27 protein-coding genes are annotated in these 26,039 nt (G+C 67.6%); 2 read left to right on the top strand and 25 right to left on the bottom strand.

Annotation, left to right across the window (positions count from 1 at the left end; all coding sequences use genetic code 11):
• Positions 1-6: 6 nt before the first annotated feature.
• From WS54_RS17200 to rfbB, 6 genes are read right to left on the bottom strand one after another with little or no spacing between them, the layout of a single operon-like run.
• Entirely contained in the window at positions 7-789 is a 783-nt protein-coding gene (locus WS54_RS17200; protein WP_059779455.1) for an ABC transporter permease, read from the bottom strand.
• A gap of 45 nt (positions 790-834) precedes the next feature.
• The gene (locus WS54_RS17195; protein ID WP_442861318.1) at positions 835-1,734 is read right to left on the bottom strand and encodes a glycosyltransferase family 2 protein; all 900 of its coding nucleotides are present in this window, start codon (positions 1,732-1,734) and stop codon (positions 835-837) included.
• Between the two features lies 1 nt (position 1,735).
• Positions 1,736-2,635 (bottom strand): dTDP-4-dehydrorhamnose reductase, encoded by a 900-nt coding sequence (gene rfbD, locus WS54_RS17190; protein WP_059779453.1) that lies wholly within the window; start codon positions 2,633-2,635, stop codon positions 1,736-1,738.
• A complete protein-coding gene (rfbC, locus tag WS54_RS17185; protein WP_059779446.1) occupies positions 2,628-3,179 on the bottom strand; it encodes a dTDP-4-dehydrorhamnose 3,5-epimerase in 552 nt (183 codons plus the stop codon). The genes rfbD and rfbC overlap by 8 nt, the downstream gene beginning before the upstream one ends.
• A complete protein-coding gene (rfbA, locus tag WS54_RS17180) occupies positions 3,164-4,057 on the bottom strand; it encodes a glucose-1-phosphate thymidylyltransferase RfbA (protein ID WP_034206577.1) in 894 nt (297 codons plus the stop codon). Before rfbA ends, rfbC begins: the two co-directional genes overlap by 16 nt.
• An 11-nt stretch (positions 4,058-4,068) precedes the next feature.
• Positions 4,069-5,130 (bottom strand): dTDP-glucose 4,6-dehydratase, encoded by a 1,062-nt coding sequence (gene rfbB / locus WS54_RS17175; RefSeq protein WP_059779444.1) that lies wholly within the window; start codon positions 5,128-5,130, stop codon positions 4,069-4,071.
• Positions 5,131-5,473: 343 nt separating this feature from the next.
• Between rfbB and WS54_RS17170 the strand changes: the two genes are divergently transcribed.
• Complete coding sequence (locus WS54_RS17170) at positions 5,474-6,313, top strand: symmetrical bis(5'-nucleosyl)-tetraphosphatase (protein ID WP_059779442.1); 840 nt, start codon at positions 5,474-5,476, stop codon at positions 6,311-6,313.
• A gap of 32 nt (positions 6,314-6,345) precedes the next feature.
• Here WS54_RS17170 and WS54_RS17165 read toward each other — a convergent pair whose 3' ends face one another.
• The 8 genes from WS54_RS17165 to WS54_RS17130 form a co-directional block, all read right to left on the bottom strand.
• Positions 6,346-7,203: a lysophospholipid acyltransferase family protein gene (locus WS54_RS17165; RefSeq protein ID WP_059779440.1), complete on the bottom strand. Its 858-nt coding sequence runs from the start codon at positions 7,201-7,203 to the stop codon at positions 6,346-6,348.
• Between the two features lie 19 nt (positions 7,204-7,222).
• Positions 7,223-8,500, bottom strand: coding sequence for a dihydroorotase (locus WS54_RS17160; RefSeq protein ID WP_059779437.1), 1,278 nt, complete (start codon positions 8,498-8,500; stop codon positions 7,223-7,225).
• Positions 8,501-8,560: 60 nt separating this feature from the next.
• On the bottom strand, positions 8,561-9,592 hold the full coding sequence (locus tag WS54_RS17155) for an aspartate carbamoyltransferase catalytic subunit (protein WP_006476735.1): 1,032 nt from the start codon (positions 9,590-9,592) through the stop codon (positions 8,561-8,563).
• Positions 9,593-9,665: 73 nt separating this feature from the next.
• Positions 9,666-10,178, bottom strand: a complete 513-nt coding sequence (pyrR, locus tag WS54_RS17150; protein WP_059779436.1) for a bifunctional pyr operon transcriptional regulator/uracil phosphoribosyltransferase PyrR — start codon at positions 10,176-10,178, stop codon at positions 9,666-9,668.
• The gene (gene ruvX / locus WS54_RS17145) at positions 10,165-10,614 is read right to left on the bottom strand and encodes a Holliday junction resolvase RuvX (RefSeq protein WP_059779434.1); all 450 of its coding nucleotides are present in this window, start codon (positions 10,612-10,614) and stop codon (positions 10,165-10,167) included. The genes pyrR and ruvX overlap by 14 nt, the downstream gene beginning before the upstream one ends.
• On the bottom strand, positions 10,611-11,189 hold the full coding sequence (locus tag WS54_RS17140) for a YqgE/AlgH family protein (protein WP_034206570.1): 579 nt from the start codon (positions 11,187-11,189) through the stop codon (positions 10,611-10,613). The genes ruvX and WS54_RS17140 overlap by 4 nt, the downstream gene beginning before the upstream one ends.
• A 182-nt stretch (positions 11,190-11,371) precedes the next feature.
• A complete protein-coding gene (locus WS54_RS17135; RefSeq protein WP_059779432.1) occupies positions 11,372-12,673 on the bottom strand; it encodes a hypothetical protein in 1,302 nt (433 codons plus the stop codon).
• Positions 12,674-12,777: 104 nt separating this feature from the next.
• A complete protein-coding gene (locus tag WS54_RS17130) occupies positions 12,778-12,948 on the bottom strand; it encodes a rubredoxin (RefSeq protein WP_004186709.1) in 171 nt (56 codons plus the stop codon).
• Positions 12,949-13,202: 254 nt separating this feature from the next.
• Here WS54_RS17130 and WS54_RS17125 point away from each other — a divergent pair, with 254 nt between their 5' ends.
• Positions 13,203-14,069: a hydroxymethylpyrimidine/phosphomethylpyrimidine kinase gene (locus WS54_RS17125; protein ID WP_034206568.1), complete on the top strand. Its 867-nt coding sequence runs from the start codon at positions 13,203-13,205 to the stop codon at positions 14,067-14,069.
• 185 nt (positions 14,070-14,254) lie between these two features.
• Here the strand turns inward: WS54_RS17125 and groL are convergent, their stop codons facing one another.
• The 11 genes from groL to WS54_RS17065 form a co-directional block, all read right to left on the bottom strand.
• Entirely contained in the window at positions 14,255-15,895 is a 1,641-nt protein-coding gene (groL, locus tag WS54_RS17120; RefSeq protein WP_034206567.1) for a chaperonin GroEL, read from the bottom strand.
• A 45-nt stretch (positions 15,896-15,940) separates the two neighbouring features.
• On the bottom strand, positions 15,941-16,234 hold the full coding sequence (gene groES, locus WS54_RS17115) for a co-chaperone GroES (protein WP_004186661.1): 294 nt from the start codon (positions 16,232-16,234) through the stop codon (positions 15,941-15,943).
• 402 nt (positions 16,235-16,636) lie between these two features.
• The gene (locus WS54_RS17110; RefSeq protein ID WP_059779430.1) at positions 16,637-17,149 is read right to left on the bottom strand and encodes an SRPBCC family protein; all 513 of its coding nucleotides are present in this window, start codon (positions 17,147-17,149) and stop codon (positions 16,637-16,639) included.
• Positions 17,150-17,192: 43 nt separating this feature from the next.
• The gene (locus WS54_RS17105; RefSeq protein WP_059499820.1) at positions 17,193-17,825 is read right to left on the bottom strand and encodes a LolA family protein; all 633 of its coding nucleotides are present in this window, start codon (positions 17,823-17,825) and stop codon (positions 17,193-17,195) included.
• Entirely contained in the window at positions 17,822-18,241 is a 420-nt protein-coding gene (locus WS54_RS17100; RefSeq protein ID WP_059779791.1) for a hypothetical protein, read from the bottom strand. Before WS54_RS17100 ends, WS54_RS17105 begins: the two co-directional genes overlap by 4 nt.
• Positions 18,242-18,267: 26 nt before the next feature.
• On the bottom strand, positions 18,268-19,050 hold the full coding sequence (locus WS54_RS17095; RefSeq protein WP_059779428.1) for an anti-sigma factor family protein: 783 nt from the start codon (positions 19,048-19,050) through the stop codon (positions 18,268-18,270).
• Positions 19,047-19,562 (bottom strand): sigma-70 family RNA polymerase sigma factor, encoded by a 516-nt coding sequence (locus tag WS54_RS17090; RefSeq protein ID WP_034206563.1) that lies wholly within the window; start codon positions 19,560-19,562, stop codon positions 19,047-19,049. Before WS54_RS17090 ends, WS54_RS17095 begins: the two co-directional genes overlap by 4 nt.
• Before the next feature lie 27 nt (positions 19,563-19,589).
• The gene (locus tag WS54_RS17085; protein WP_059779425.1) at positions 19,590-19,949 is read right to left on the bottom strand and encodes a COG4315 family predicted lipoprotein; all 360 of its coding nucleotides are present in this window, start codon (positions 19,947-19,949) and stop codon (positions 19,590-19,592) included.
• Between the two features lie 315 nt (positions 19,950-20,264).
• Positions 20,265-23,384, bottom strand: coding sequence for a beta strand repeat-containing protein (locus WS54_RS17080; RefSeq protein WP_059779422.1), 3,120 nt, complete (start codon positions 23,382-23,384; stop codon positions 20,265-20,267).
• Positions 23,385-23,894: 510 nt separating this feature from the next.
• Positions 23,895-25,139: an NAD(P)/FAD-dependent oxidoreductase gene (locus WS54_RS17070; protein WP_059779420.1), complete on the bottom strand. Its 1,245-nt coding sequence runs from the start codon at positions 25,137-25,139 to the stop codon at positions 23,895-23,897.
• Positions 25,140-25,206: 67 nt separating this feature from the next.
• Complete coding sequence (locus WS54_RS17065; RefSeq protein ID WP_059779418.1) at positions 25,207-25,986, bottom strand: ABC transporter substrate-binding protein; 780 nt, start codon at positions 25,984-25,986, stop codon at positions 25,207-25,209.
• Positions 25,987-26,039 lie beyond the last annotated feature (53 nt).

Below are 26,039 nucleotides of genomic sequence, written 5' to 3'. Positions count from 1 at the left end.
TCCTCTTCAGATCCAGTACGGCAGACGTTTCAGATAACGACCAGTCATCAGCAACGCGATCGGCCATCCGATGACCGCCATGCCGATGGTCACTTCCCACGTCAGCATGCTCGGCATCTGTCCGATCAGCGGACCCCGCACGACATCGATCAGATAGGCAAGCGGATTCCACTCGACGATGAACGAGAACCGGTTCAGTGCGTTGGGACGGAAAATGATCGGCGTGACATAGAACGCGACCTGGAGCAGCGCACCGATAATCTGCGGAAGATCGCGAAAGCGTGCTGACAACAAGCTTGTCAGCATCGCGATCCACATCGCATTCAGAACGTACACCAGCAACCCCGGAATGAACATCGGCAACGTCTCCCAGCTTTTGACGCCGAAGATCATCAGGAGACCGATGATGATGACGAAGTTGTGGGCCAGGACGATCAGATTTCGCCATACGACTTGTAGAATGTAGATCAGTTTTGGCGTGGGAACCTGGCGGATGTAGGACCCGCTACTGATATACGCGACGCTTCCCTCCTGGATCGTCTGCGAGAAAAGCCCCCACAGCACGATACTCGACGCGAGGAACGGCAAATAGTCACTCATCTTCTGACCGAACAATGTGCCGTAGACTACGCCGAGCGACGTAATCATCACGCCCATGCTGATCGTGAGCCAGAACGGGCCGACGCTCGAGCGCGCATAGCGCTGCCTGATTTCGAGCCATCCGAGCAGCGTCCACAACCGCCAGGACGCGATGCTCTGTTTGAGGTCAGCAAGTGAAAGAGTCAGCATGCAAGCTTTTTAGTTGAATGAGATTGAAAAATGGGCACCGGCGCGTCACAGCGCGCCGGTACGACCGGTCAGTCCGTGCCAGATCCCGAGCATCGACAACCGCAGATGCGCCATTCGCGGCTGCATGAACAACGCGTAGATCGCAAGCCGGACCGGCATCTTGACCAGTTCGGTCGACTTCCAGCTCCAGGGTACGTAAGAACGCCGAACCAGCGCGACCGCATTGCGGAACAGATAGTAATGCCGAACCGCACTATGCCCCGGGTAGCTCCGCCCGAACACCTTCACTGGTTCACCGCCCAGTTCGTGCTTCAACCGCAGCGCCGGCGCGCCGAGCACCGCGTACCCCTTCGAGCGCGCGCGGACACACCATTCGAGATCGACGAAGTCGATGAACAGCGAGTCGTCCATCGGGCCGATGTCGCGCCATACAGCGAGATTCACGCACGATCCCGACGTGATCAGAAAGTCGACGTCGACCGGCTGCACACCGTCCGGCTGAATCCGGCGCAGCTTCACGTACCCGAAGCGGACGAACGGCGCGACGCCGCCCAATCGTGCATCCTCGTACGCGGGGCCGATGAGCGCTACGCGACGATTACGCATGCGTTCGGCCGCCATCGTCCGAGGCAGCTCGATCAGCAATTCGTCCGACGGCTCGCTATCCTGATCGAACAGCAATGCTGCCGTACAACCGGCCGCGATCAGGCGCTCGACCCCCTGGTTGAGCGCCGTCGCAATGCCGAGGTTCGCACCATTGGCGACATAATCAACTCGCCGGTCGAGGCCGAGCGCCTCTGGCGTCGACACGGTCTCCGTGTTATCCACCACCACGCACGGCCATACTTTGGCGAGCCGGTTTGCACGAGCCACGCAACCGCTATCCGGTCGGTAAAACACGATCACGACGCCGGCCCGCTCCTGAACCGCGGAATTCTGATCCAAGTTACTCACTCAGGCACAGCTTCAGCGCATCGGCCCAGTCCGGCAACCGCAACCCGAACGCTTCGGTCAGCTTGTCGTGAGACAGTCGCGAATTGGACGGGCGCTTGGCCGGAACCGGGTAGTCGCTCGCCGGAATCGGCAGCACCTTCGGCGCACGCTCGCCCATTGCATGGGCGAAGATTGCCTCGGCAAACCCGTGCCACGACGTGGCACCGGCCGACGTGAAGTGATAAACGCCGGAACGCTGCGCCCACCAGTCCGCGCTATCGGCCGCCAATGCCTGTGTGACGATGTGCGCGGTCGCGGTGGCGATCGTCTTCGACCACGTCGGCGCACCGACCTGATCCGCGACGACACGCAACTCCGGACGCTCGCTCCCGAGCTTCAGCATCGTCAGCAGGAAGTTCTTGCCGCGCCGGCCGTACACCCAGCTCGTTCGCAGGATCAGGTGCGCGCATCCTGTTGCCGCGATGGCCTGCTCGCCCTCGAGCTTGGTCAGCCCGTACACGTTCTGCGGGTTGGTCGCGTCCGTTTCGACATAGGCGCCCTCTTTGGTCCCGTCGAACACATAGTCGGTCGAGTAATGAATCAGCGCTGCACCGAGGCGCGCCGCCTCCTCCGCAAAGGCACGCGGGACGTCGGCATTCAGCCGACGCGCGGCGTCGACGTCCGTCTCCGCCTTGTCGACGGCCGTGTACGCAGCCGGATTCACGATGATCGACGGCTTCAGCTCGCGTACGACGCTGCGCACCCGATCGAGATCGGTCAGGTCGAGCATCGAACGGTCGCACGCCACCACGTGGCCGAGGCCTTGCAGCGAACGCAGCAGTTCGAACCCGACCTGGCCATTCACACCCGTCACGAGGATCGTCGGTTCAGGAGTCACACCCACCTCACGCATAAACTTCGGCTTCGCTCAACCGCTTGCCGGCCGAATCCTTCGCCGCCAGCAGCGGCTCGAAATCGATCGGCCATTCGATCCCGATCTCCGGATCGTTCCACACGATGCTGCGCTCGTGTTCCGGAAACCAGTAGTCGGTCGTCTTGTAGAGGAACTGCGCGGCCTCCGACAGCACGACGAACCCGTGCGCGAAACCGGGCGGCACCCACAGTTGGCGGTGGTTGTCGTTCGACAGCACCACGCCCACCCACTTGCCGAAGTTCGGCGACCCCTTGCGAATGTCGACGGCCACGTCGAACACTTCGCCTTCGACCACGCGAACGAGCTTGCCCTGCGCGTGCTGGATCTGATAGTGCAGCCCGCGCAGCACGCCCTTCGACGAGCGCGAATGGTTGTCCTGTACGAATTCGACGCCGGGCGCGACCTGCTCGGCGAATTCCTTCCCGTTGAAGCTCTCGTAGAAGAATCCGCGCGCGTCGCCGAACACCTTCGGCTCGATGATCTTGACTTCGGGCAGCGCCGTTGCCGTTACTTGGATGGCCATGCGACTTGATCCGTAAGAATGTTCTTCAGGTACTGACCGTATGCGTTCTTCGCGAGCGGCTGGGCGAGCTTCAGCACTTGCTCCGCGTCGATCCAGTTGCGGCGATACGCGATCTCTTCCGGACAGGCGACCACAAGACCCTGTCGCTTCTGCAGCGTCGCGATGAAACTGGCCGCCTCGATCAGCGAATCGTGCGTGCCGGTGTCGAGCCACGCATAGCCGCGCCCCATGATCTCGACATTCAGCGCGCCGCTATCAAGATAGCGCGAGTTGACGTCGGTGATTTCCAGCTCGCCGCGCGGCGACGGCTTGATGTCGGCCGCGATGTCGCATACGCGGTTGTCGTAGAAATACAGGCCCGTCACCGCGTAGTTCGAGCGCGGCTTGGCCGGCTTCTCCTCGATCGACAGCGCGCGGAACGACTTGTCGAATTCGACGACACCATAACGCTCCGGGTCGTGCACGTGATACGCAAACACGGTCGCGCCGCTTTCCTGCGCATGCGCACGCTCGAGCTGCTTCGCGAGATCGTGCCCGTAGAAGATGTTGTCGCCGAGGATCAGCGCCGACGGATCGTTGCCGACGAATTCCTTGCCGATGATGAACGCCTGCGCAAGACCGTCGGGCGACGGCTGCACCGCGTACTGGATGTTCATCCCCCACTGGCTGCCGTCGCCGAGCATCGACTCGAAGCGCGGCGTGTCCTGCGGCGTCGAGATGATCAGCACATCGCGAATACCCGCGATCATCAGCGTAGACAGCGGGTAGTAGATCATCGGCTTGTCGTACACCGGCAGGAGCTGCTTCGATACGACGTGCGTGATCGGATACAGCCGGGTACCGGAACCGCCGGCGAGAATGATGCCTTTACGTGCCATCGCTTCTCTCCTCAGGTGCGTTTCGCGTAGTTCGTCTCGACCCACTTGCGGTACTCGCCCGATGCGACCTCGTCGGCCCAGGCCTGGTTGTCGAGGTACCAGTCGACCGTCTTCGCCAAGCCCGTCTCGAACGTTTCCGCCGGCTTCCAGCCGAGCTCGCGTTCGAGCTTGCGCGCATCGATCGCGTAGCGGCGATCATGGCCGGGGCGGTCGGTCACATAGGTGATCTGATCGCGGTACGACCCGGCTGCCTTCGGGCGCGCCTTGTCGAGCAGGTCGCACAGCGTATGCACGACTTCGAGGTTCTTCTTCTCGTTCCAGCCGCCGACGTTGTACGTCTCGCCCGGCACGCCGCGCGCGAGCACTTCGCGGATCGCGCTGCAGTGATCGCCGACGTACAGCCAGTCGCGCACGTTCTGGCCGTCGCCATACACCGGCAGCGGCTTGCCCGCGAGCGCATTCGCGATCATCAACGGGATCAATTTCTCGGGGAACTGGTACGGGCCGTAGTTGTTCGAACAGTTCGTCGTCAGCACCGGCAGACCGTACGTATGATGGTATGCGCGTACCAGGTGGTCGGAGCCCGCCTTCGTCGCCGAATACGGGCTGTTCGGCGCGTACGGCGTCGTCTCGGAGAATTGCGGGTCGGTGGCCGACAGCGAACCGAATACCTCGTCGGTCGACACGTGCAGGAAGCGGAACGCGGCCTTGTCGGCGTCGTTCAGGCCGTTCCAGTACTGGCGGGTCGCCTCGAGCAGCGTGAACGTGCCGACGACGTTGGTCTGCACGAAGTCCGCGGGGCCGTGGATCGAGCGGTCGACATGGCTTTCGGCCGCGAAATGCAGCACCGCGCGGGGCTTGTGCTGGGCCAGGAGTGCGTCGAGTGCATCACGGTCGCAGATGTCGACGCGGGCAAACACGTGCTTCGGGTTTCCGTCCAGCGACTGCAGCGTGCGCAGGTTCCCTGCGTACGTCAGCTTGTCAACGTTGAGCACGGCTTCGTCGGATGCGCGCAGCCAGTCGAGTACAAAATTGGCACCGATAAAACCCGCGCCGCCCGTAACCAGGATCATGAGGCTCCCTCAAATAGTGTGCGGCAGGCGCCATCAGGCGCCGGCCACATCGGATTCGCAAATGCCGGTAGCTTGTGATTGCCACGTCAGACCGGGAATTTTAACCGGTCGACATGGCCTCCAAAGTCATGAAATGCTAATTTTGTTGGGGAAAGCGACGATTATAGGGAGCCGCCCCCTGCAAAAGCCATGCCGCTAACAACTTGATACAGCGCTTCGAACCCTTTCCGAGCGCGAAATTTATTGCCAGATTGCCGCGCCGTTGCGGAACAGAAATCGCACTGCGCCGCATTGACTGGATAATTTTTCCCGCGTTCTCGATACTCGCAAAGTCCGCCGCCCCATGACCCTCCCTCCCATCGCCATCGGCGACATCCAAGGCTGTCATTCCGCTTTCCAGTCGCTGCTGGCCAAGCTTTCAGCCCCCGCCGACACCCCGCTCTGGATCGCCGGCGACGTCGTCAACCGCGGCCCGGGCTCGCTCGCCGCCTTGCGCGCCATTGTCGATCTCGGCCCGCGCGCGACCGTCGTTCTCGGCAACCACGACCTTCATTTGCTCGCCGTCTCGGCCGGGATCCGCACCGAACGCCCCGGCGACACCATCGGCGAGATCCTCGACGCGCCCGACGCCGACGCGCTGCTCGACTGGGTCCGCCACCGTCCGTTCGTGCATGTCGAAGACGGAAAACTGCTCGTGCACGCCGGCGTGCTGCCGCAATGGGACACCGCGCTTGCGCTCCAACTTGCCGACGAACTGCAGCACGCGCTGCGTGCCCCCGACTGGCGCGACACGTTGCAAGGCCTGTACGGCAACGAGCCGAACCAGTGGAGTCCGAACCTGAAGAAACGCGACCGGATGCGCGTCGCATTCAATGCGTTCACGCGCCTGCGCTTCTGCACACCCGACGGCGCGATGGAATTCAAGGCGAACGGCGGCCCCGACAGCGCGCCGCCCGGCTACCTGCCGTGGTTCGACGTGCCGGGGCGCCGCACCGAGGACGTGACGGTCGTGTTCGGGCACTGGGCCGCGCTCGGCCTGATGCTGCGCGACAACGTCGTCGCGCTCGATTCGGGTTGCGTATGGGGAAACCAGTTGTCGGCCGTGCGACTGACGGCCGATCCGGCGCAGCGCACGGTCACGCAGGTGCAGTGCGAAGCGTGCCGCTCGCCGGGCGGCGAGTGACGGCACGCCGATTCACGCGCCGCGGTGGCGCGTCAGCCCTCGCGCCCCGGCACGGGCGCGTCGGTCGTCGCATCGCCCGCAGCATCGGCGCGGAGCTCGGTCGCCGGATACGCATGCTTCTGCAGCTCGGCAAGCGACTCGGCCGTCGGCTTGCCGACCTTCTCCTGCAGCGTCGCCAATGCGGCGGCGATCGCGTCGCGCGCCGCCGCGGACGTCGCCCGGCGGTCGCCGCCCGGCGCGATCGGTTCGCACACGTACAGGTGCGCGACGAGCGGGCCGCCGCGCAGCACCATGTCGAGCGACTTGCCGAGCGACAGGTCGCCCGTGTACGCCGGCGCGACCGACTGCCGCCCGTGCGCGTCCTCGTACATCAGGCAAATCGGCTGCACCGCGCAGCCGGCCGATACCGCGGCCTGGAACAGGTTCGCATGGAACGGCAGCAGATCCTGGCCGTCGGACGTCGTCCCTTCCGGAAACACGCACATCACGCCGCCGTTGCGCAGGCGCTCGGCCATCTCGTGCATGATCCGCATCGCCTCGGTACGCTTCTCGCGCTGCAGGAACACGGTGTCGAGCTTCTCGGCGAGCCAGCCGACGACCGGCCACTGCCGCACCTCGGCCTTGGACACGAACGGCGTCGGCCGCCACGCGTTGACCGCATAGATGTCGAGCCACGAGACGTGGTTGCCCACGACGAGCGCGCTCGCGTCGAGCCGCGCGCCGTCGTTGTGGACGACGAGGCGCATCCCGCAGATTCGCAGCATCTTGAGCGACCAGCGGCGTATCAGCTCGGCGCGGCGCGCGGGCGTGACGTGCGAAAAACGCAGCGCGACGATCGCCATGCCGCGCAACAGGTGAAAGACGAGACGCAGCTTGCGAATGGCGTTCATGGCGAAGGTCCGACGGGGTTCAGTGGCGCTCGAACGCGATCTGCCCGGCGACGAGCGTCGTGCGCACGATGGCCGGCAGTTCGTAGCCGAGGAACGGCGAGTTGTGGCCCTGGCTCTTCAGCGCACGCGGCTCGACGCGCCAGTGCGCGCGCGGATCGAATACGCACAGGTCGGCCGCGCCGCCTTCGGCGAGGCGCCCCGCCGGCAGTTGCAGCACGTCGGCCGGCGCGGACGTGATGCGGCGCAGCGCCTGCGCGAGCGGCGTGCGCGTCTCGTCCGCCCACTTCAGCGTCAGCGACAGCAGCAGCTCGAGCCCCGTCGCGCCCGGCGTCGCTTCACCGAACGGCAGCAGCTTCTCGTCATCGTCGACCGGCGTGTGATCCGAGCAAATCGCATCGATCGTGCCGTCGGCGAGCGCCGCGCGGATCGCTTCACGGTCGCGCTCGCCGCGCAGCGGCGGGTCGAGCCGGAACTGCGAATCGAAGTAGCCGATGTCGACGTCGATCAGGTGCAGGTGGTTCGCGCTGACGTCGCAGGTCACCGGCAGCCCTTCGGCCTTCGCCGCGCGCACGAGCGCGAGCCCGGCCGCCGACGACAGGCGTGCGAGGTGCACGCGCGCGCCCGTGACGCGCATCAGTTCGAAAATGGTGTGCAGTGCGATCGTCTCGGCCGCGACCGGCACGCCGGAGAGCCCGAGCCGCGACGCGAGCGCGCCGCTCGCGGCCACGCCGCCGCGGCCGATGAACGCGTCGAGCGGACGCAGCCACGTCGTGTAGCCGTAGGTGCTCGCGTATTGCAGCGCGCGCAGCAGCACCTGCGTGTCGCGCACCGGCACGTTGGCGTGCGTGAAGCCGACGCAGCCGGATTCGGTCAGCGCGACCATCTCGGTGATCACCTCGCCCTTGAGGCCGACCGTCAGCGCGCCGAGCGGATGCACGTTCGCCTGCCGCAGGTTGCGCGCGCGGAACTTGAGCATTTCGACGAGGCCCGGCTCGTCGAGCACGGGGTCGGTGTCCGGCGGGCACACGAGCGTCGTGACGCCGCCCGCGACGGCCGCGGCCATCTCGGACGCGAGCGTCGCCTTGTGCTCGTAGCCGGGCTCGCGTAGCCGCGCGCACAGGTCGACGAGGCCGGGCGCGACGATCAGGCCCGACGCGTCGATCGTCCTGTCCGCGTTGAAACCGGCCGGCGCGCTGCCAAGCGCGGCGATCTTGCCGTCCGCGACGAATACGTTGGCCTGCCCTTCGGTGCCGGCGACCGGGTCGATCAGCGTGCCGCCTTTGATATGAATCTTCATGCGCTGTCTGTGAATGCGTTGATTGCGTTGAATGCGTGGATCGGATGCGCGACAGCAGGCTCAGTCGCTGTTGCCGGCGACGATGCCCATCACCGCCATCCGCACGGCGATGCCGAACGTGACCTGGTTGAGGATCACCGACTGCGGACCGTCGGCGACCTGTGAATCGATCTCGACGCCGCGGTTCATCGGGCCCGGGTGCATCACGATCGCGTCGGGCGCGGCGAGCGCGAGGCGCTCGGGCGTCAGGCCCCACGTCTTGAAGTACTCCTGCGCGGACGGCAGCAGCGCGCCGCTCATCCGTTCGTTCTGCAGGCGCAGCATGATGATCACGTCGACGCCCTTCAGCCCCTCGTCGAGGTTGTGGAACACCTTCACGCCCATCTGCTCGAGCCCGCCCGGCAGCAGCGTGCGCGGGCCGATCGCGCGCACTTCCGGCACGCCGAGCGTGGTGAGCGCATGGATGTCGGAGCGTGCGACGCGCGAATGCAGGATGTCGCCGACGATCGCCACGCGCAGCTTCGTGAAGTCGCGCTTGTAGTGGCGGATCGTGTACATGTCGAGCAGGCCCTGCGTCGGGTGCGCGTGGCGCCCGTCGCCGGCGTTGATCACGTGCACGTGCGGCGCGCAGTGCTCGGCGATCAGGTACGGCGCGCCGCTCGACGCGTGGCGCACGACGAACAGGTCGGCATGCATCGCCGACAGGTTGTTGATCGTGTCGAGCAGCGATTCGCCCTTGCTCGTCGACGACGCATTGATGTTCAGGTTCAGCACGTCGGCCGACAGGCGCGTCGCGGCGATCTCGAAGGTCGTGCGCGTGCGCGTCGAGTTCTCGAAGAACAGGTTGAACACGGACTTGCCGCGCAGCAGCGGCACCTTCTTCACCTCGCGATCCGTCACGCTGACGAACTGCTCGGCCGTATCGAGGATGTGATTGACGATCGAGCGCGGCAGGCCCTCGATCGACAGCAGGTGCTTCAGCTCGCCGTTTTTCGTGAGCTGCGGGTTGCCCTTCAGGAACCCGTAGCGAAACCGGTCGGGGCTCGCGGCCGCCGCGGGATTGCCGGTGCGGCCAGTGGTGTCGGTGGTCATGGTGTGCGTGATTCCAACTATGCAAACGGGCCGCGGTGCAAACCAGCGGCCCGGGATACGGTTCGCGTGTCGTTCAGGTGCCGTGCGGCTCGGCGTGCAGCGTGAACCGCGTATCGTCGCGCGCGAGCACGAGCGTCGCGTCGGCCGGCACGTCGAGCGTGCCGCCCGCGAAGCGCGCGGCGACCGGCAGCTCGCGGCCGCCGCGATCGGCGAGCACCGCGAGTTCGACCGCAGCCGGACGGCCGTAGTCGAACAGCTCGTTGAGCGCGGCGCGCACGGTGCGGCCGGTGTACAGCACGTCGTCGACGAGCACGATGCGCGCGCCGTCGACGTCGAACGGCAGCGACGTCGGGCTGGCCTGGCTGTGCAGCCCCTTCTTCGCGTAGTCGTCGCGGTGCAGTGCGACGTTGACGACGCCGAACGCCGGTGCGCCGAGATCGCGCGCGAGGCGCTCGGCGAGCCATGCGCCGCCGCTATGAATGCCGGCGAGCCGCGGGCCGCCCGGTTCGGCGAACGCCGTGCCGTACGCGGCGCGGATCTGGTCGAGCAGGACGCGGTAAAGCGCCTCGGCGTCAATGGGGCTCATGGTCGGACAATTGATCGAGATACTGTTGAAGGATGACGCGCGCGGCTTCGGCATCGAGCATGTCGGTGCGTGCGCGGCCGCGCACGTTGCGCTCGCGCAGCCCGGCCTCGGCCTCGACCGACGAATAGCGCTCGTCGATCCACGTGACGGGTAGCCCGAAGCGGCCGTTCAACTGGTTGCCGAAGCGCTTCGCCTGCTGCGTCATGTCGTGCGGCGTGCCGTCCGGATGCATCGGCAAGCCCACGACGAGCGCATCCGGCCGCCATTCGGCCAGCAGGTCGCCGACCGCCTTGAAGCGGTGTTCGCGGTTCAGGTTCTGGATCACGACGAGCGCACGGGCCGAGCGCGTGAGCGCGTTGCCGATCGCGACGCCGATCCGTTTCTCGCCGTAGTCGAACGCCAGGAGCGTCGCATCGCGCGCGCTCGCGCCGCTCATGCGTGCCCTGCCTCGCCGGACAGCATCGACGAGCTGACGCCGAGCAGGCCGAGCGCCGCTTCGAAGCGCTCTTCGGCCGGCGTGTCGAACACGATGCGCGGATCGGCGGCGACCGTCAGCCAGCCGTTGCGGGAAATTTCTTCCTCGAGCTGCCCGGCGCCCCAGCCTGCATGGCCGAGCGTCAGCAGGAAGCGCTTCGGGCCGGTGCCCGTCGCGACCGCCTCGAGCACGTCCTTCGACGTCGTCATCTCGAGCCCGCCGTCGACGGACATCGACGAGTTGTAGCTCGCGCCCTCGACCGGCTCGTGCAGCACGAAGCCGCGCTCGGTCTGGACCGGGCCGCCGAAGTACACGGGAATGTGCAGCAGCGGCTCGATGTCGAGCTTCAGATCGATGCGGTTGAACAGCGATTCGAGGTCGATGTCGGTCGGACGATTGATGACGAGGCCGAGCGCACCGCGCTCGCTGTGATCGCAAAGATAGATCACCGTTCCCGAGAACGTCGGATCGGCCATGTTGGGCATGGCGATCAGGAACTGGTTGGTGAGATTGATGCGATCGGAAGGCTTTGACATGGTTTGAATTTTAGCAAAGACGCCGCGACCTGACCGGGCCGCGATCAACAAGCAACGCCGCGCCGCGCTGGCAACGACGCGCGCGGATCACACGGCACTCTAACACGCGCGCGGGCGCTGTCGGCAGCGTGTTGCAGGCCCGCGCGACAAGGGCCGCCGGCGCGTGTCCGTCCCCTTGTTCGTCAGGTCCGGCCGAGCGCGGCGCCGAGCGCTTCGGACGCCGCCGTGAGGTCCGGCGGCGCGACGCCGGCCGCGATCTTCAGGAGCGCCGCGCGCAGCATGTCGGACGCGTGGCGGTGCGCATCGAGGCCGCCGTCGGCGAGCGGCACGCCGTGCGCCGCACGGCGCCACGCCAGGCCGAGCGTGTCGGCCAGCAGCGCCGCGTGGCCGAGCCCGAGCGCGCAGGCGGCCGTGCCGACCCGGTAGGCCGCGCCGGACGCATGCCACGCGGCGCCGGTGTCGGCCGCGGCCGGGTCGGCCGCCAGGTCGGCCATCGACGCATCGGCGGTCTGCAGGAAATCCTCATAGGCATGCGCGTTGACGGTCACGACGCCGAGCGCGCGGGTCGGTGCGACGGCGACCGCCTCGTGCTCGGCCCGCGCGGCATCGGCCTCCCACAACGCTTCGGACGCGGGCGTGCCGGCGACGTGCCAGTCGACCGTCAACCCGTAGTCGTGCAGCACGTCGACGAGCGCGACGTCCTCGGCCGCGGCGCCGAACAGCGCGAAATCGCGCCATAGCAGCGCCGCCGTCTCGCGCACCAGTTCGGGCGGCGCGCCGCGCCGGCCCTGCGCGTGTTCGCCGAGCAGCAGGTTGGTTCGCGCGAGAAAGCGCTTCAGTTCGGGCGCGCCGCTCGCGCGCAGCGCGCGCACGCACGCGGCCGCGAGCCGCCAGAAATCGTACGGTGCGTCATCGGTGAGCGCGGCCAGCATCGCGTCGAGTTCGTCGAGCGCCGCCCCCGGCGCGCCGTGTTCGGCACGCAGCACGCCCAGCAGCGCCTGCTCGTAGCGGGCGCGAATCCGGGCCGCGAATGCATCGGGCAGCGCGCGCAGCGTGGCAGGCGGCACCGCGCGGCCGACCAGCGCGAGCGCGTCGAGCGGCGCGCTCGCGCGCAAGTCGGCGGCGCTTTGCGCGCGCAACGCACGGAAATGCTCGAAGAGAACGGGCGAGCACGCGAGCTCGCGCAGGTTGTGGCGCCCGACGGCCGCACGAAAATCGTGCAGCGCGGCCCGCCAGCCGGCCGAAGTCGGCTCGGTGCCGACGAGCGGCACGGCGGCCGACAGTTGCCCGGCGAAACGCGCGGCCGGCAGCCAGCCGGCTTCCGCCAGCACGGCCGCGGCCGCGGCAAGCGGCGCCACGGCATCGTCGCGCCGCTCGAATGCATCGGCAGCCGCTGCCAGCCATGCCTCGGCCGCGCGCACGGCTCCGCCACGCGGATTGGGCAATGCGTCAGGGTGGGGAACGTTCGCCGGATCGGACGTCATGGGCACGCGCGCCTGTCATCGTCGAGTCGCTCGCGCGAATCGCGGCACGCGAGCGCCGGATCCGTGCAAGGCCTGAGCGGAGTGTGCGTGGGCCAGCGGTCCGATCAGATCTGGACCATCTCGAAGTCTTCCTTGCGGGCGCCGCATTCGGGACACGTCCAGTTGATCGGGACGTCTTCCCAGCGCGTGCCCGGGGCAATGCCCTCTTCCGGCAGCCCGGCTTCTTCGTCGTAAATCCAGCCACAAATCAGGCACATCCAGCTCTTGTATTCCATCTTAAGCCGCGTCGGGGAAAGTCGGTAAATTCGGGAGCCATGATGGTACCGTGTCGGGGCCGGACTGCCTAGCAATCGCGCTGGAGGACGGCGACTACGTTGCGCTGCGCTAAAAAATCCGTCGTACCGGCCGGATTCCACCGCATAATGGTTGAACGTGCGGCCTGCCGGGCAACACAGGGCCGAAACAGCCCCACTCGCCTCGCCGTCCGCATCTCCGTCGCTTTTCCGTTTTTCTCTTGCCCCATTTTTACATGTCCAGCAACGCCCCTCCGATCGTCCTCACCTTCGGCCTGTCCGATCCCACCGGCGGCTCCGGCCTCCAAGCCGATCTGATGACCCTGGCGAGCATGGGCTGTCACGGCGTGTCCGTCCTGACCGGCTATACCGTGCGCGACTCGGCCGCCTGCGATGAAGTGACCGGCCTCGACCCCGACGTCGTCGCCGCGCAGGCGCGCATGCTGCTCGAAGACATGCCGGTGGCCGCGTTCAAGATCGGCGCGGCGACGCGCGCGGAAGTCGTGAGCGCGATCGCCGAAGTCGTCGCCGACTACGACGGCGTGCCGCTCGTGCTCGCGCCGGACTTCACGCTCGACGACGAACACGTGCTCGCCGCCGACGACCTGCGCGAATCGATCGCCGACCTGCTGGCGCCGCAAACCACCTTGCTCGTCGCCGATCACGCGACGCTGATCGCGCTCGCGCAGCCGGACGGCGATGCCGAAGCGCCGAATCTCGATGCGGCCGTGTCGCACCTGCTGTCGCAAGGTTGCGAATACATCCTGTCGTCGGAAACGGGCTCGCACCGGCTCGTCAATACGCTGTACGGCGAAGAAGGCCAGCTTCGTGAAGACATGTGGGACCGCTCGCCGCACCGGCTGATGGGCATCACCGATACGCTCGGCGCGGCCATCGCGGCGCTGCTCGCAAACGGCCAGGAGCCGCCGGAGGCCGTGCGCGAGGCGCAGGAATACCTGTACCAGGCCGTGCGCGACGCGTTCCGGCCCGGTATGGGCGCATACCTGCCCGACCGGTTCTTCTGGGCGCGCAGCAACGACGATTCGGACGCGCCGCCGGCCGTGAAGGCCGATCCGGCGCCGAGGACGTCGCACCGGCATTGAGTCGCGACGCGGCGAGCAGGTCCACCGCCACACGTCGCGCCGCTTGGAGGCGTGACGTATCCGGTTGCCTCGCGCACGCATCGAAAACCGCGCGCACATAAAAAAAGACCCGCATCGCTGCGGGTCTTTTCTTTTGGCTGGAACGCGCATCGCTGCGCGCTCCGGACACCGTCGACCGAAGTCGATTACATGTCCATGCCCATGCCGCCCATGCCGCCCGGCATGCCGCCCGGCATCGGTGCGTCTTCCTTCGGCAGTTCTGCGACGGCTGCGTCCGTCGTCAGCAGCAGGCCTGCAACCGAAGCTGCGTTCTGCAGTGCGGTGCGCGTGACCTTGGTCGGGTCGACGACGCCGGCTTCGACCATGTCGACGTACTCGCCCGTCGCTGCGTTGTAGCCGTAGTTGCCCTTGCCTGCAGCAACCGCCGCCACCACGACGCTGGCTTCTTCGCCGCCGTTCGTGACGATCTGGCGCAGCGGCTCTTCCATCGCGCGCAGCACGATCTTGATGCCGGCGTTCTGGTCGGCGTTCACGCCGGTCAGGCCTGCGATCGCGGTGCGTGCACGGATCAGCGCGACGCCGCCGCCCGGGACGATGCCTTCTTCAACGGCAGCGCGGGTTGCGTGCAGCGCGTCTTCGACGCGTGCCTTCTTTTCCTTCATTTCGACTTCGGTCGCAGCGCCGACCTTGATCACCGCAACACCGCCGGCCAGCTTCGCCACGCGCTCTTGCAGCTTCTCGCGGTCGTAGTCCGACGTCGCTTCTTCGATTTGCGTGCGGATCTGCTTGACGCGCGCTTCGATGTTCACGGCTTCGCCTGCGCCGTCGATGATCGTCGTGTTTTCCTTGCCCACTTCGATGCGCTTCGCCTGGCCCAGTTCTGCCAGCGTTGCCTTCTCGAGCGTGAGGCCGGTTTCTTCCGCGACGACCTGACCGCCGGTCAGGATCGCGATGTCTTCCAGCATTGCCTTGCGACGGTCGCCGAAGCCCGGCGCCTTGACCGCAACGGTCTTCAGGATGCCGCGGATGTTGTTGACGACCAGCGTTGCGAGCGCTTCGCCTTCGACGTCTTCGGCGATGATCAGCAGCGGACGGCCTGCCTTCGCGACTTGCTCGAGCACCGGCAGCAGATCGCGGATGTTCGACACCTTCTTGTCGTGCAGCAGCACGAACGGGTTCTCGAGGACGGCGACTTGCTTGTCCGGGTTGTTGATGAAGTACGGCGACAGGTAGCCGCGGTCGAATTGCATGCCTTCGACGACGTCGAGTTCGTCGGCCAGCGACTTGCCGTCTTCGACGGTGATGACGCCTTCCTTGCCGACCTTGTCCATCGCTTCAGCGATGCGATCGCCGATCGACGAATCGCTGTTCGCCGAGATCGAGCCGACCTGTGCGATTTCCTTGTTGGTCGTGCACGGCTTGCTGATCTTCTTCAGCTCTTCGACGGCCGCTGCGACGGCCTTGTCGATGCCGCGCTTCAGGTCCATCGGGTTCATGCCCGACGCGACGTACTTCATGCCTTCGCGAACGATCGATTGCGCGAGCACGGTTGCCGTCGTCGTACCGTCGCCTGCGTTGTCGCTGGTCTTGGAAGCGACTTCCTTGACCATTTGCGCGCCCATGTTCTGGAGCTTGTCCTTCAGCTCGATTTCCTTCGCGACCGACACACCGTCCTTGGTGACCGTCGGGCCGCCGAAGCTGCGCTCGAGCACGACGTTGCGGCCCTTCGGACCCAGCGTGACCTTGACTGCGTTGGCGAGAATGTTCACGCCTTCGACCATCTTCGAACGGGCGGAATCGCCGAATACGACGTCTTTAGCTGCCATCTTTAACTCCTTGAATTCTTGGGAATATGTACCGTCGGAGGACGCTTACTTGGCGTTGACAACGGCCATGATGTCTTCTTCGCGCATGACCAGCAGTTCCTGGCCGTCGACCTTCACGGTCTGGCCTGCGTACTTGCCGAACAGGACACGATCGCCGACCTTCACGTCGAGTGCGATCGGCGCGCCCTTGTCGTCGCGCTTGCCCGGGCCGATGGCCAGGACTTCGCCCTGATCCGGCTTTTCAGCAGCGGCGTCGGGGATCACGATGCCCGAGGCGGTCTTGGTTTCCTGATCCAGGCGCTTGACGATCACGCGATCGTGCAAAGGACGAAGGTTCATATTCACTCCTCTCTTGACTGAGATTGAAGAACGCTTAGGGAAACTGCCCGGCTCGTCGCCCGGCAGAGAATTGTTAGCACTCTCGTGCAGCGAGTGCTAATTATATGGACGGGTTTTGACAAATTCAAGAAGGGGAACCGGGGGAATTTTCGACGCGGCGGGACGGTGGAAAAACACGGAAACACAACAAAAAACCTTTTAAAAACAATAATCTGAAGACCTCAATCGTCGCGACGGACGGCCCCGTGCAACCCGCCAACCTCATCCAGCCCCGATTGGACACCGGGTAAGCCCGGAGTTCCTGAGACCGGCGACATCGCAGCGAAAAAACCGTGCGGGCGCCGATTTCATCCGCCGCGACGCGTTCGTTCGCGTGCGTCGCCGCGTCAATCCTTGCGCGCCTCACGCATCGGCACAGTCCGCGCCCGACAGCGGCCGGAAGGTCCGGCCGTCCGTCTCGACGGCCGCGCCCAGCCGCCGCGCGAGCCCCTTCGCGCCTTCGCGCATCACGACGTCGTGATTCCATCGGAACAGCGGCCGTGCGAGCGGCTCCAGCCAGTTCATCCAGCCGTGCGTGCAAATGTGCCAGTCGTAGCGCACGACGGTGCGCGCGCCGTCGGCGGCGAACGACCAGCGTCCGTCGCCCTCGATCGCGCCGCTCGCACGGCCTTCGAGCACATGCGGCCGCTCGACGCGCCGCACGCGCATGTCGAAGGTCAGCCGGTACGGCAGCGCGCCCTTCCACGTATACCGGTGCAGCGCGCCGACGCCGCGCGCGTCGCCATGCTCGAGCTCGACGGTGCGCACGGCGCCCTTCCACCAGTCGGGCCAGCGATCGACCTGGTAGATCGCATCCCAGACCGCCGCGAGCGGCGCATCCACCCGCCAGATCGTCGAAAACCGGTACTCCGCCATGCAGCCTCCGGCATGCGCGTCAGGAACGCGGATCGGCGCGCCGTCAGGGCGCGAAGAAACGCTCGGGAAACGCGACGTCGATCTCCACGTCGTCGAGCGTCACGGTTTCGAGCGGCACGTCGTCGCCGTCCGCGTAGCTGACGACCTTCAGCGGAAAACCGTCCGCGGCGTCGAGCCACAGCCGGTAGCGATGCACGCCGTCGACCGCGTGCGCAGGCGCGCCCGTGACCAGCACGCGCAGCGCGGTCCGGCCGCCGACGGCCTCCTCGCCTTCGGTCACCGTCGCGCCGCCCTGCTGCAGCGCATGGACGTTGCGCAGCAGTTCGCCGACGTCCGAGCGGTCGACCCGGTGGCCGGTGCGGTCGCGCACGAGCGGATTGGACGGCGACAACGTCAGCGCGGGCGGCGCGTGCGTGCCGAACGGGCGCAACCGCACCTTGCCGTCGCCGGGATCGTACGCGAGCACCGCGCCGCGATGCGGCGACACGAAATCCATCCGGACGAAGCCCGGTTTCAGGTACGCGTAGCGGATTTCGGTGTGCTCGCCGTCGCGCGCCGACGAGCGAATCGTCGCGCGGTACGAGCGGACGTGGTCGAAATGCGCCTGCGCGACGGTCACGGGATCGGCTGTCATGCTCGCTCCTATCAGGCTCGCGGCCAGCAACGCGGCGATCACGGCGCCGCCTCGACATCGAGCACGCCTTCCATCCCGCGCTCGCGATGGCTTCTGAAAAACAGCAGCCGGTGCGTGCAATAGTAGGCGAATCGCCCCGGCTGCAGCGGCGTGAAACGAAACGTCCTCGGCGTCGTGCCGAGCTCGGTGCGTACCGCGATGCCGGCCTGCGGCGCGTCGATTTCGAAGCTGTGCGGCACCACGCCGGGCTCGGCCGACACGGTCAGCTCGACCGGCACGTGCGCGCGCACGATCACGTGGTTCGGCCGGAAGAAATAGCTGCCGCCGACGATCGCCACGCGCTGCACGCCATCGGCGTCGACCGGCACGCGCACGGGCGGGTCGCCTTCCGCTCGTGCAAGCGTCGTGCCCGCCAGGAACGCTGCCAGCCCGAGCGCCTTCATCATCGACCTCTTCATCGCTTGCTCCCTGCGAGCGCCGCGCGTCATCCCTTCCATGCGTCGGTCGGGCCGCCCAGCGCACCGCATGCGTCGATCGCGAGCTCGCGCAGGCGCCGTTCGTCGCCGCGGCCGGACAGCGCATAACCCATGCCGCGATCCGACCAGAAATACGTGTATCGTCCGCCGGCCGACATCGCCTGCGGCGCGAGGCGCCGCGCATCGTATGCGCTCATGTACAGCGTCACGCGCGCGCCGTCCGCGCGCTGGTACATGAGCTGCGCGGCCGGCCCCGCGTCGCCGGGCAGCACCCGGCCGCCCAGCAGCGCGTAACCGTATTCGTCGAGCGACGGTGCGCGCACCGGCCGGCCGACGCGCGCCGACAGCCACGCGGCGAGCCGCGCGGGATCGGCCGCACCGACTTCCACCGGATGCTCGCGGTCGGCGGCGTACACGGCGTATGCGACGTCGGCGCGCGCGGCGAACGCCGGTTCGCGGTCGAACGCCGTCCAGCCGGCATGCAGCGCGACACCGATCAGCAGCCCGGCCGCGAGCCCCGCGAACGCGTGCGTGACGGCGCGCCAGCGCGGCGCGCGGCGCTGCACGAACAACGCCGGCGCGGCCCCCGGCAACGGAAACAGCGCTTTCAACGCATCGCGCTGCGCGCGGTAATGCGCGAATCGTTCGGCTTCCTGCGGATCGGACTGCAGGCGCTCGAGCATCTCGCGCCGCTCGTCCCCGGACAACTCGCCGTCCAGCAGCGCGGACAGCAGTTGCGCCGACGCGTCGTCGTCCCCCCGATTCGAAGGCTTGCGCGGATCGTCCATCATGGCTTCCCGATCACCCGTAACGCGGCCGTGCCGTGCGCCGACGGCGCGTCCGACAGCAAGGCGCGCATCTGCGCACGCGCCCGCGCGAGTCGCGACATCACCGTGCCCACCGGCACGCCGAGCACCTGCGCGGCATCGCGATAGCTCAACTCCTCGAGCGCGACCAGCAACAGCACCTCGCGCTGTTCGACCGGCAGCCGGTACAGCGCGCGCTGCACGTCGCGCAACTCCAGCCCGCCGACCTCGCCCGCCGGCGCGGCCATCGTCTGCCACGGCGCGGTCGCGTCGTCGACCGCGATCTCGTGCCGGGCGCGCAACTGGTCGATGAAGCGGTGCCGCAGCAGCGTCAGCAGCCACGCGCGCAGGTGGGCGCCGTCGCGCGGCGGCCGGTTCAGCGCACGCTCGAGCGTGTCCTGCACGAGATCGTCGGCCCACGCGCGCTCGCCCGTCAGTGCACGCGCATAGCGCGTGAGATGCGGGAGCCACACCAGCAGGTCCGATTCATAGCTCATCGGAGCGCCTCGCGCGTCGCCGCGCGATCACGGCCGCGCGACGTGCCACATGCCGCCGACGCCGTCGCCGCCCGCGTCGCCGGCCTGGTGGTCCATCTTCCAGCGATACAGCGGGCGGCCACGGTACGCCCATTGCTTGTTGCCGTCGTCGCGGGCGACGAGGCTCAGCGCACCCGACGCCTTGTCGTACGCGTCGGCGAGCGCGGGCGGCCAGTTGGCCGCGCATGCGCCGTCGCACATGCTCTTGCCCGGCGCATCGCGATCGAACACGTACAGCGTCATGTGCGCTTCGTCGACCAGCTTCCCGTCGGCGACCTGCGGCGGTTCCGCAGCCGCCGGCCGCACGAACGCCGCCGTCAGCGCGGCGGCGAACAGCATCCGTTTCATTCCCGTTCTCCTTGGCGTCGTCTCGCGACACTGCGCCGCCGAACGGGACGATCGGCTGCGTCGCGATCATTATCCCGCCGGCCGGCCGTGCCGGAACTCGGTATGTAAACGGACGGCGACGGCCGGTTATTCCATCGCACGCCATGCCGTAACGCGGCACGACGAGCGGCGGCGATCCTTCATGCGACGAAAGAAAACGGGAAGCCCGAAATGACGACGCGGCACGACATCGCTGTCATGCCGCGTTGCGCGACCCGCGTTGCGCGACCGTTGCGCACGACGGCCGATGCGGCGCCGTCGTGCGGTTTCGGCCGGTTACCTCGGCAGTGCGCCGGTCAGCGACTGGAGCAGCGTCGTCACCGGTGCGAGCGGGTTGTTCGGCGAACTGTTGCCGGAATGCGGCGTCACCGACAGGCTCGGTGCGGAGCCGAGCACCGTGCCCGCCGACGTGCCGACCGCATTGACGACCGTCGCGGTCGAGTTGGCACCCGTCGTCAGCAGCGACCCCACCGCGCCCGCCGTGCCGCCGGCCGCATTCGCGCCCGAGCCGAGCAGACTGCCGCCTGCCGCTGCCGTCGAACCGGCCGCACCCGACAGCGCGCCGGCCACCTGGCCGAGCGCCGCCGGACCGGACGCGAGCGCGCCCGTCACCGAACCGAGCGCGCCGGTCAGTGCGCCGGCCGGGTTGGCGCCGCCCGTCAGGCCGCTCACGAGGTTCGTGATCGGCGCGATCGGGCTGTTGCCGGCCGCGCCGGACAGCGTGCCGACCACCTGGTTCACGACGCCTTGCACCGGCGCCAGCGGGTTGGAACCGCCGAGGTTGCCGAGAGCGCCCGTCACCGAGTTCAGCGCGCCCGTCAGGGCGCCGGCCGGATTGCCGCTGCCGAGCGTACCGACGACCTGGTTCACGACACCCTGCACCGGCGCCAGCGGGCTCGTGCCGCCGAGGGCGCCGAGCGCGCCCGCCACCGAGCCGACCGCATTGCCGATCGCGCCCGTGGCCGTCCCCACCGCGTTGCTCAGCGTGCCGGCCGCGTTGCTGCCGCCGAGCGTACCGACCACCTGGTTCACGACGCCTTGCACCGGCGCCAGCGGGTTGGTCCCGCCGAGATTGCCGAGCGCGCCCGTCACCGAACCGAGTGCGCCGGTCAGCGCGCCGGCCGGATTGCCGCCCGGCAGGGCGTTCTGCAGACCGTTGACGAGGTTCGTGATCGGCGTGATCGGGCTGCCGCCGCCCGCACCCGACAGCGTGCCGACGACCTGGTTCACGACACCCTGCACCGGCGCCAGCGGGTTCGCGCCGCCGAGCGCGCCCGTCACCGAGTTCAGCGCGTTCGTCAGCGCACCGGCGGGATCGCCGTTGCCGAGCGTGCCGGCGAGTTGCGTGACGGCGCCTTGCACCGGCGCGAGCGGGCCGCCTGCGCCACCGACGTTGCCGAGCGTGCCCGTGATCGTGTTGACCGCGTTGCTCAGTGCGCCGGCCGGGTTGCCGCTGCCGAGCGTGCCCGTGACCTGGTTCACGATGTTCTGGATCGGGGTGATCGGGTTCGCGCCACCGCCGAGGTTGCCCAGGGCGCCGGTTACCGTGCCGAGTGCGCCGGTCAGCGCGCCTGCCGGGTTGCCACCGCCGACGCCGCCCAGTGCGCCCGTTACCGTGCCGAGTGCGCCGGTCAGCGCGCCTGCCGGATTGCCGCCGCCAAGCGCACCCGTAACGCCGTTCACCACGCCCTGCACCGGCGCGAGCGGATTCGAGCCGCTGCCAAGGTTGCCCAGTGCCCCCGTGACCGTGCCAACGACACCGGCCAGTGCACCGGCCGGATCGCCGCCGCCGATCGTGCTCGTGAGGCCGTTCACGACACCCTGAACGGGTGCCAGCGGATTCGAACCACCGCCGAGATTGCCCAGTGCGCCGGTCACCGTGCCCACTGCGCCAGTCAGCGCACTCGCCGGGTTACCGCCACCGAGCGCGCCCGTTACCTGATTCACCACACCTTGCACCGGCGCCAGCGGGTTCGCGCCGCCACCGATTCCGCCCAGTGCGCCCGTTGCCGTGCCGAGCGCGCTGCTCAGCGTGCCGGTTGCCGTGTTCAGCGCGCCCGTCAGTGCACCGGCCGGGTTACCGCCGCTCAACACGCCCGTCACTTGATTCACCACACCCTGTACCGGCGCCAGCGGGTTCGTGCCACCTCCGATACCGCCCAGCGCGCCCGTTGCCGTGCCGAGCGCATTGCTCAGCGTGCCGGTTGCCGTGTTCAATGCACCGGTCAATGCACCGGCCGGGTTGCCGCCACTCAATGCACCGGTCACTTGATTCACCACGCCCTGTACCGGCGCCAGCGGGTTCGCGCCGCCTCCGATTCCGCCCAGTGCGCCCGTCACCGTGCCAAGTGCGCCGGTCAACGCTCCCGCCGGGTTGCCGCCACCGAGCGCGCCCGTTGCCGTGCCGAGCGCATTGCTCAGCGTGCCGGTTGCCGTGTTCAATGCACCGGTCAATGCACCGGCCGGGTTGCCGCCACTCAATGCACCGGTCACTTGATTCACCACGCCCTGTACCGGCGCCAGCGGGTTCGCGCCGCCTCCGATTCCGCCCAGTGCGCCCGTCACCGTGCCAAGTGCGCCGGTCAACGCTCCCGCCGGGTTGCCGCCACCGAGCGCACCCGTTACCTGATTCACCACACCTTGCACCGGCGCCAGCGGGTTCGAACCGCCTCCGATCCCGCCCAGTGCACCCGTTGCCGTGCCGAGTGCATTGCTCAGCGTGCCTGTTGCCGTGTTCAATGCACCGGTCAATGCACCGGCCGGGTTGCCGCCGCTCAACGCGCCGGTCACTTGATTCACCACGCCCTGTACCGGCGCCAGCGGGTTCGCGCCACCGCCGATCCCACCCAGTGCGCCCGTCACCGTGCCGATTGCCCCCGTCAACGCACCCGCCGGATTGCCGCCACCGAGCGCCCCCGTCACTTGATTCACCACGCCCTGTACCGGCGCCAGCGGGTTCGTGCCGCCACCGATCCCGCCCAATGCACCCGTCACCGTGCCGAGTGCGCCGGTCAACGCGCCCGCCGGGTTACCGCCACCGAGCGCCCCCGTCACCTGATTCACCACGCCCTGCACCGGCGCGAGCGGCTGCACCGTGCCGCCGCCACCGCCGAGTGCGCCCGTCACCGCCCCCACGGCGCCCGACAGCACTTGCCCCGGCTCCCCGAGCGACGTCTGGATCGCGCCCGACCCGCCCGCCGTCACGGTCACCGAGCCCAGCGGCGACGTGCCCGTCGCGACCAGCCCGACCGACACGCTGTTCGTCGGTGGATTGACGATCACCTGCGGGATCGGCAGCGCATCGAGGGCGCCCGCCATCGCGGAACCCGAAGCCAGCACCCCGAACACCGTCGCGACCGACAGCGCCACACCCGTCAATTTGAAGTTCTGTCCCATCGTTATTTTCCCCATCTCGGTTGGCACTACGTTGACAAAGCATGGGGACGGATTGCACGAAGCGTGCCAATTCCAAAAACCGGCCGTTTCGCCTATCTGTTGATCGTCAATAAGGCTTTTTTAATTGATTTCAAGCGAAATCGGTGGATTGCAGCGCCTTAATCGTCTGATGAAAAAGGCCTTCGGAACACGGATGTAACGTAACGTTTGCGAGCCCCGCGGTAACGTGTTCCGGTACATGCCGCGTACCGCCGGAGCATGCGGCCGCGATGGGACCTATACCGTCGGAGCCGGCTGCCCATTACGCATTTCAGCAATATGAAAATGCATTGATAAATCGCGAATTTGCTGATTTTCTTTTATCGCGAGATTTTCTTTCTTATCGATTACGCAGGTCATTTCAGATTGCGCGGATTTCGATAATCCGGACGGCAAAATGAAAAACTGTGAACGGCACGCATTGCTACCGATGCATGCCGGTGGCCGAAACCGCATCTGCGCGCCGCGGGTTCAACCGAAGCGTGCGGGCCGGTACGGATGGGGATCGATATAGGTCGGCGCACCCGTCATCATTTCGGCGAGCAGACGGCCGGTCGCGGGCCCAAGCGTGAGCCCGTGATGGCAGTGGCCGAACGCGAACCACAAATGGCGGTGGCGCGGCGCGGGCCCGATCACCGGACGCATGTCGGGCGTGCACGGCCGCATCCCGAGCCACGGCTCCGGATCGAGCCGCTCGCCGATGCCGAACGCGTCGCGCGCCAGCGGTTCGGCGCGTGCGAGTTGCACGCCGGTCGGCGGCGCGTCGCGCGGCGCGATCTCGACGCCGGTCGTGAGCCGCAGGCGGCCGCCCTCCATCGGCGCGACGACGAAGCCCTCCTCGGTATCGCACACGGGCACGTTCAGCAGCGTGCGGGTCGGCAGGTAATGCATGTGATAGCCGCGCTTCGCGCGCAGCGGAATCCGGTAGCCGAGCGGCGCGAACACCCGATCGGACCACGGCCCGAGCGCGACCACGGCCGAGCGCGCCGATATCGGCCCGTGCTCGGACCCGACCTGCCAGCCGTCATCCACCTGCGCGAGCGTCGTCGCGTCGCCGCGCACGAACGTGCCGCCGTCGCGCTCGAACAACCGCGCATAGGCCTTGGTCAGCCCGCCCGGGCTCGACACCGTCTTCGGGTCCTGCCAGTGGAAGGCGCCGCAGAAGGCGCCGCCGATACCGGGCTCGCGCGCACGCAGCGCAGGCGCGTCGAGCACGGTCATCCGCAGCCCGTGCGCGTCGGCCACGCGCTGCTGGGCGCGCGCTTCCGCATCGAACAGCGCGGGCGAACGAAACGCCTCGATCCATCCGCCGTCGTGCACGAGCGGCTGTGCGTCGGTGCGCGCGAGCAGCGCATCGTGCTCGACGACGCTCGCCGCGACGAGCGGCAGCAGGTCGCGCGCGGCGGCCGCGAGCCGCTGCGGCGACGATTCGCGCCAGAAGCGCGCGAGCCAGCCGGCGTACTCGGGCAGCGCCTTGTAGTCCCAATAGAGATCGACCGAACGGTTGCGCGCGTAGCGCAGCAGCGTGCCGAGCCGGCGCGGAAACGCATACGGCACGACCGACGAGCGCTCGATCAGCCCCGCATTGCCGTGGCTGGTTTCCTCGCCGGGCGCGCGCCGGTCGACGAGCGCGACGCGCAGCCCGCGATCCTGCAGATGCAACGCCGACGACACGCCGACGATGCCGGCCCCCAGAACGATGACGTCGAAATCCATGGTTCCCCGCACTGCGTCGAGATGGGAGGCGCCGTGCGCCGGCCCCGCGGCCGACGCACGGCGGCGCTTACTTCGCGATGATGTCGCGCTTGAAGTACTTCCGCGACAGCGCGCTCAGCGTGCCGTCCTGCTTCAGCGCGTCGAGCGCGCCGACGATCTTCGCCTGCAGCGCCTTGTCGTTCTTGCGCATCCCGAAGCCGGTGCCTTCGCCGAGCGTCGCCGGATCCTTCAGCGGCTCGCCGACGATCTGGTAGTCGCGGCCGGCCGGCTTGTCGAGGAACCCGTCCTGCGCGGTCTGCGCTTCCTGCACGGCCGCGTCGAGGCGCCCCGCGACGAGATCGGCGTAGATCTGGTCCTGATCCGCGTACGACACGACGGCCACGCCCGCGTCGGCCCAGTGTGCCTTCAGGAAATCCTCCTGCGACGAGCCTTGCAGCACGCCGACGTGCTTGCCGCGCAGGCTCGCGGCGTCGGGCTTCAGCGGCGAGCCGTGCTTCGCCACCATCACGATCGGCACCACGTAGATCGCCGGCGTGAAGTCGATGCTCTGCTTGCGCTTCGCGGTGATGTTCATCGCAGAGTTGATCGCGTCGAACTTGCGCGCCTGCAGCGCCGGGATCAGCCCGTCGAACGCATTCTCGACCCACACGCATTTCATGTTCAGCTTCGCGCACACCGCGTTGCCGATGTCGACGTCGAACCCCTGCAACCGACCGGCCGGCGTCTTGCTCTCGAACGGCGGATAGGCGGCTTCGATCCCGAAGCGCAGCGTGGTCTGTTCCGCATGGGCCGCGACGGCCGCGCACGCGAGCGCCGCAGCGGCGCAAAGGGAAAGTTTCCAGTTCATGACGGTCCTTCTGTTCCGGATTGAGGCTGAAGATCGGTCGCACGACGCCCTCG

It is taken from the genome of Burkholderia sp. NRF60-BP8 (assembly GCF_001522585.2).
Lineage (GTDB): Bacteria > Pseudomonadota > Gammaproteobacteria > Burkholderiales > Burkholderiaceae > Burkholderia.
This window is presented reverse-complemented; position numbering and strand designations above follow the sequence as displayed.

Bases quoted from the DNA above. Each gene is read 5' to 3' on its own strand.
- WS54_RS17065 (WP_059779418.1), bottom strand. From the start codon at position 25,986: ATGAACTGGAAACTTTCCCTTTGCGCCGCTGCGGCGCTCGCGTGCGCG.
- ruvX (WP_059779434.1), bottom strand. From the start codon at position 10,614: ATGAGCGGCGCGAGCGCGCGCGATGCGACGCTCCTGGCGTTCGACTAC.
- WS54_RS17085 (WP_059779425.1), bottom strand. From the start codon at position 19,949: ATGAAACGGATGCTGTTCGCCGCCGCGCTGACGGCGGCGTTCGTGCGG.
- WS54_RS17170 (WP_059779442.1), top strand. From the start codon at position 5,474: ATGACCCTCCCTCCCATCGCCATCGGCGACATCCAAGGCTGTCATTCC.
- WS54_RS17140 (WP_034206570.1), bottom strand. From the start codon at position 11,189: ATGTCAAAGCCTTCCGATCGCATCAATCTCACCAACCAGTTCCTGATC.
- WS54_RS17100 (WP_059779791.1), bottom strand. From the start codon at position 18,241: ATGAAGAGGTCGATGATGAAGGCGCTCGGGCTGGCAGCGTTCCTGGCG.
- groL (WP_034206567.1), bottom strand. From the start codon at position 15,895: ATGGCAGCTAAAGACGTCGTATTCGGCGATTCCGCCCGTTCGAAGATG.
- WS54_RS17155 (WP_006476735.1), bottom strand. From the start codon at position 9,592: ATGACCACCGACACCACTGGCCGCACCGGCAATCCCGCGGCGGCCGCG.
- WS54_RS17160 (WP_059779437.1), bottom strand. From the start codon at position 8,500: ATGAAGATTCATATCAAAGGCGGCACGCTGATCGACCCGGTCGCCGGC.
- rfbC (WP_059779446.1), bottom strand. From the start codon at position 3,179: ATGGCCATCCAAGTAACGGCAACGGCGCTGCCCGAAGTCAAGATCATC.
- WS54_RS17130 (WP_004186709.1), bottom strand. From the start codon at position 12,948: ATGGAATACAAGAGCTGGATGTGCCTGATTTGTGGCTGGATTTACGAC.
- rfbA (WP_034206577.1), bottom strand. From the start codon at position 4,057: ATGGCACGTAAAGGCATCATTCTCGCCGGCGGTTCCGGTACCCGGCTG.
- WS54_RS17125 (WP_034206568.1), top strand. From the start codon at position 13,203: ATGTCCAGCAACGCCCCTCCGATCGTCCTCACCTTCGGCCTGTCCGAT.
- groES (WP_004186661.1), bottom strand. From the start codon at position 16,234: ATGAACCTTCGTCCTTTGCACGATCGCGTGATCGTCAAGCGCCTGGAT.
- WS54_RS17090 (WP_034206563.1), bottom strand. From the start codon at position 19,562: ATGAGCTATGAATCGGACCTGCTGGTGTGGCTCCCGCATCTCACGCGC.
- WS54_RS17080 (WP_059779422.1), bottom strand. From the start codon at position 23,384: ATGGGACAGAACTTCAAATTGACGGGTGTGGCGCTGTCGGTCGCGACG.
- pyrR (WP_059779436.1), bottom strand. From the start codon at position 10,178: ATGAGCCCCATTGACGCCGAGGCGCTTTACCGCGTCCTGCTCGACCAG.
- WS54_RS17070 (WP_059779420.1), bottom strand. From the start codon at position 25,139: ATGGATTTCGACGTCATCGTTCTGGGGGCCGGCATCGTCGGCGTGTCG.
- WS54_RS17110 (WP_059779430.1), bottom strand. From the start codon at position 17,149: ATGGCGGAGTACCGGTTTTCGACGATCTGGCGGGTGGATGCGCCGCTC.
- rfbB (WP_059779444.1), bottom strand. From the start codon at position 5,130: ATGATCCTGGTTACGGGCGGCGCGGGTTTTATCGGTGCCAATTTTGTA.
- WS54_RS17165 (WP_059779440.1), bottom strand. From the start codon at position 7,203: ATGAACGCCATTCGCAAGCTGCGTCTCGTCTTTCACCTGTTGCGCGGC.
- WS54_RS17135 (WP_059779432.1), bottom strand. From the start codon at position 12,673: ATGACGTCCGATCCGGCGAACGTTCCCCACCCTGACGCATTGCCCAAT.
- WS54_RS17200 (WP_059779455.1), bottom strand. From the start codon at position 789: ATGCTGACTCTTTCACTTGCTGACCTCAAACAGAGCATCGCGTCCTGG.
- rfbD (WP_059779453.1), bottom strand. From the start codon at position 2,635: ATGCGTGAGGTGGGTGTGACTCCTGAACCGACGATCCTCGTGACGGGT.
- WS54_RS17095 (WP_059779428.1), bottom strand. From the start codon at position 19,050: ATGATGGACGATCCGCGCAAGCCTTCGAATCGGGGGGACGACGACGCG.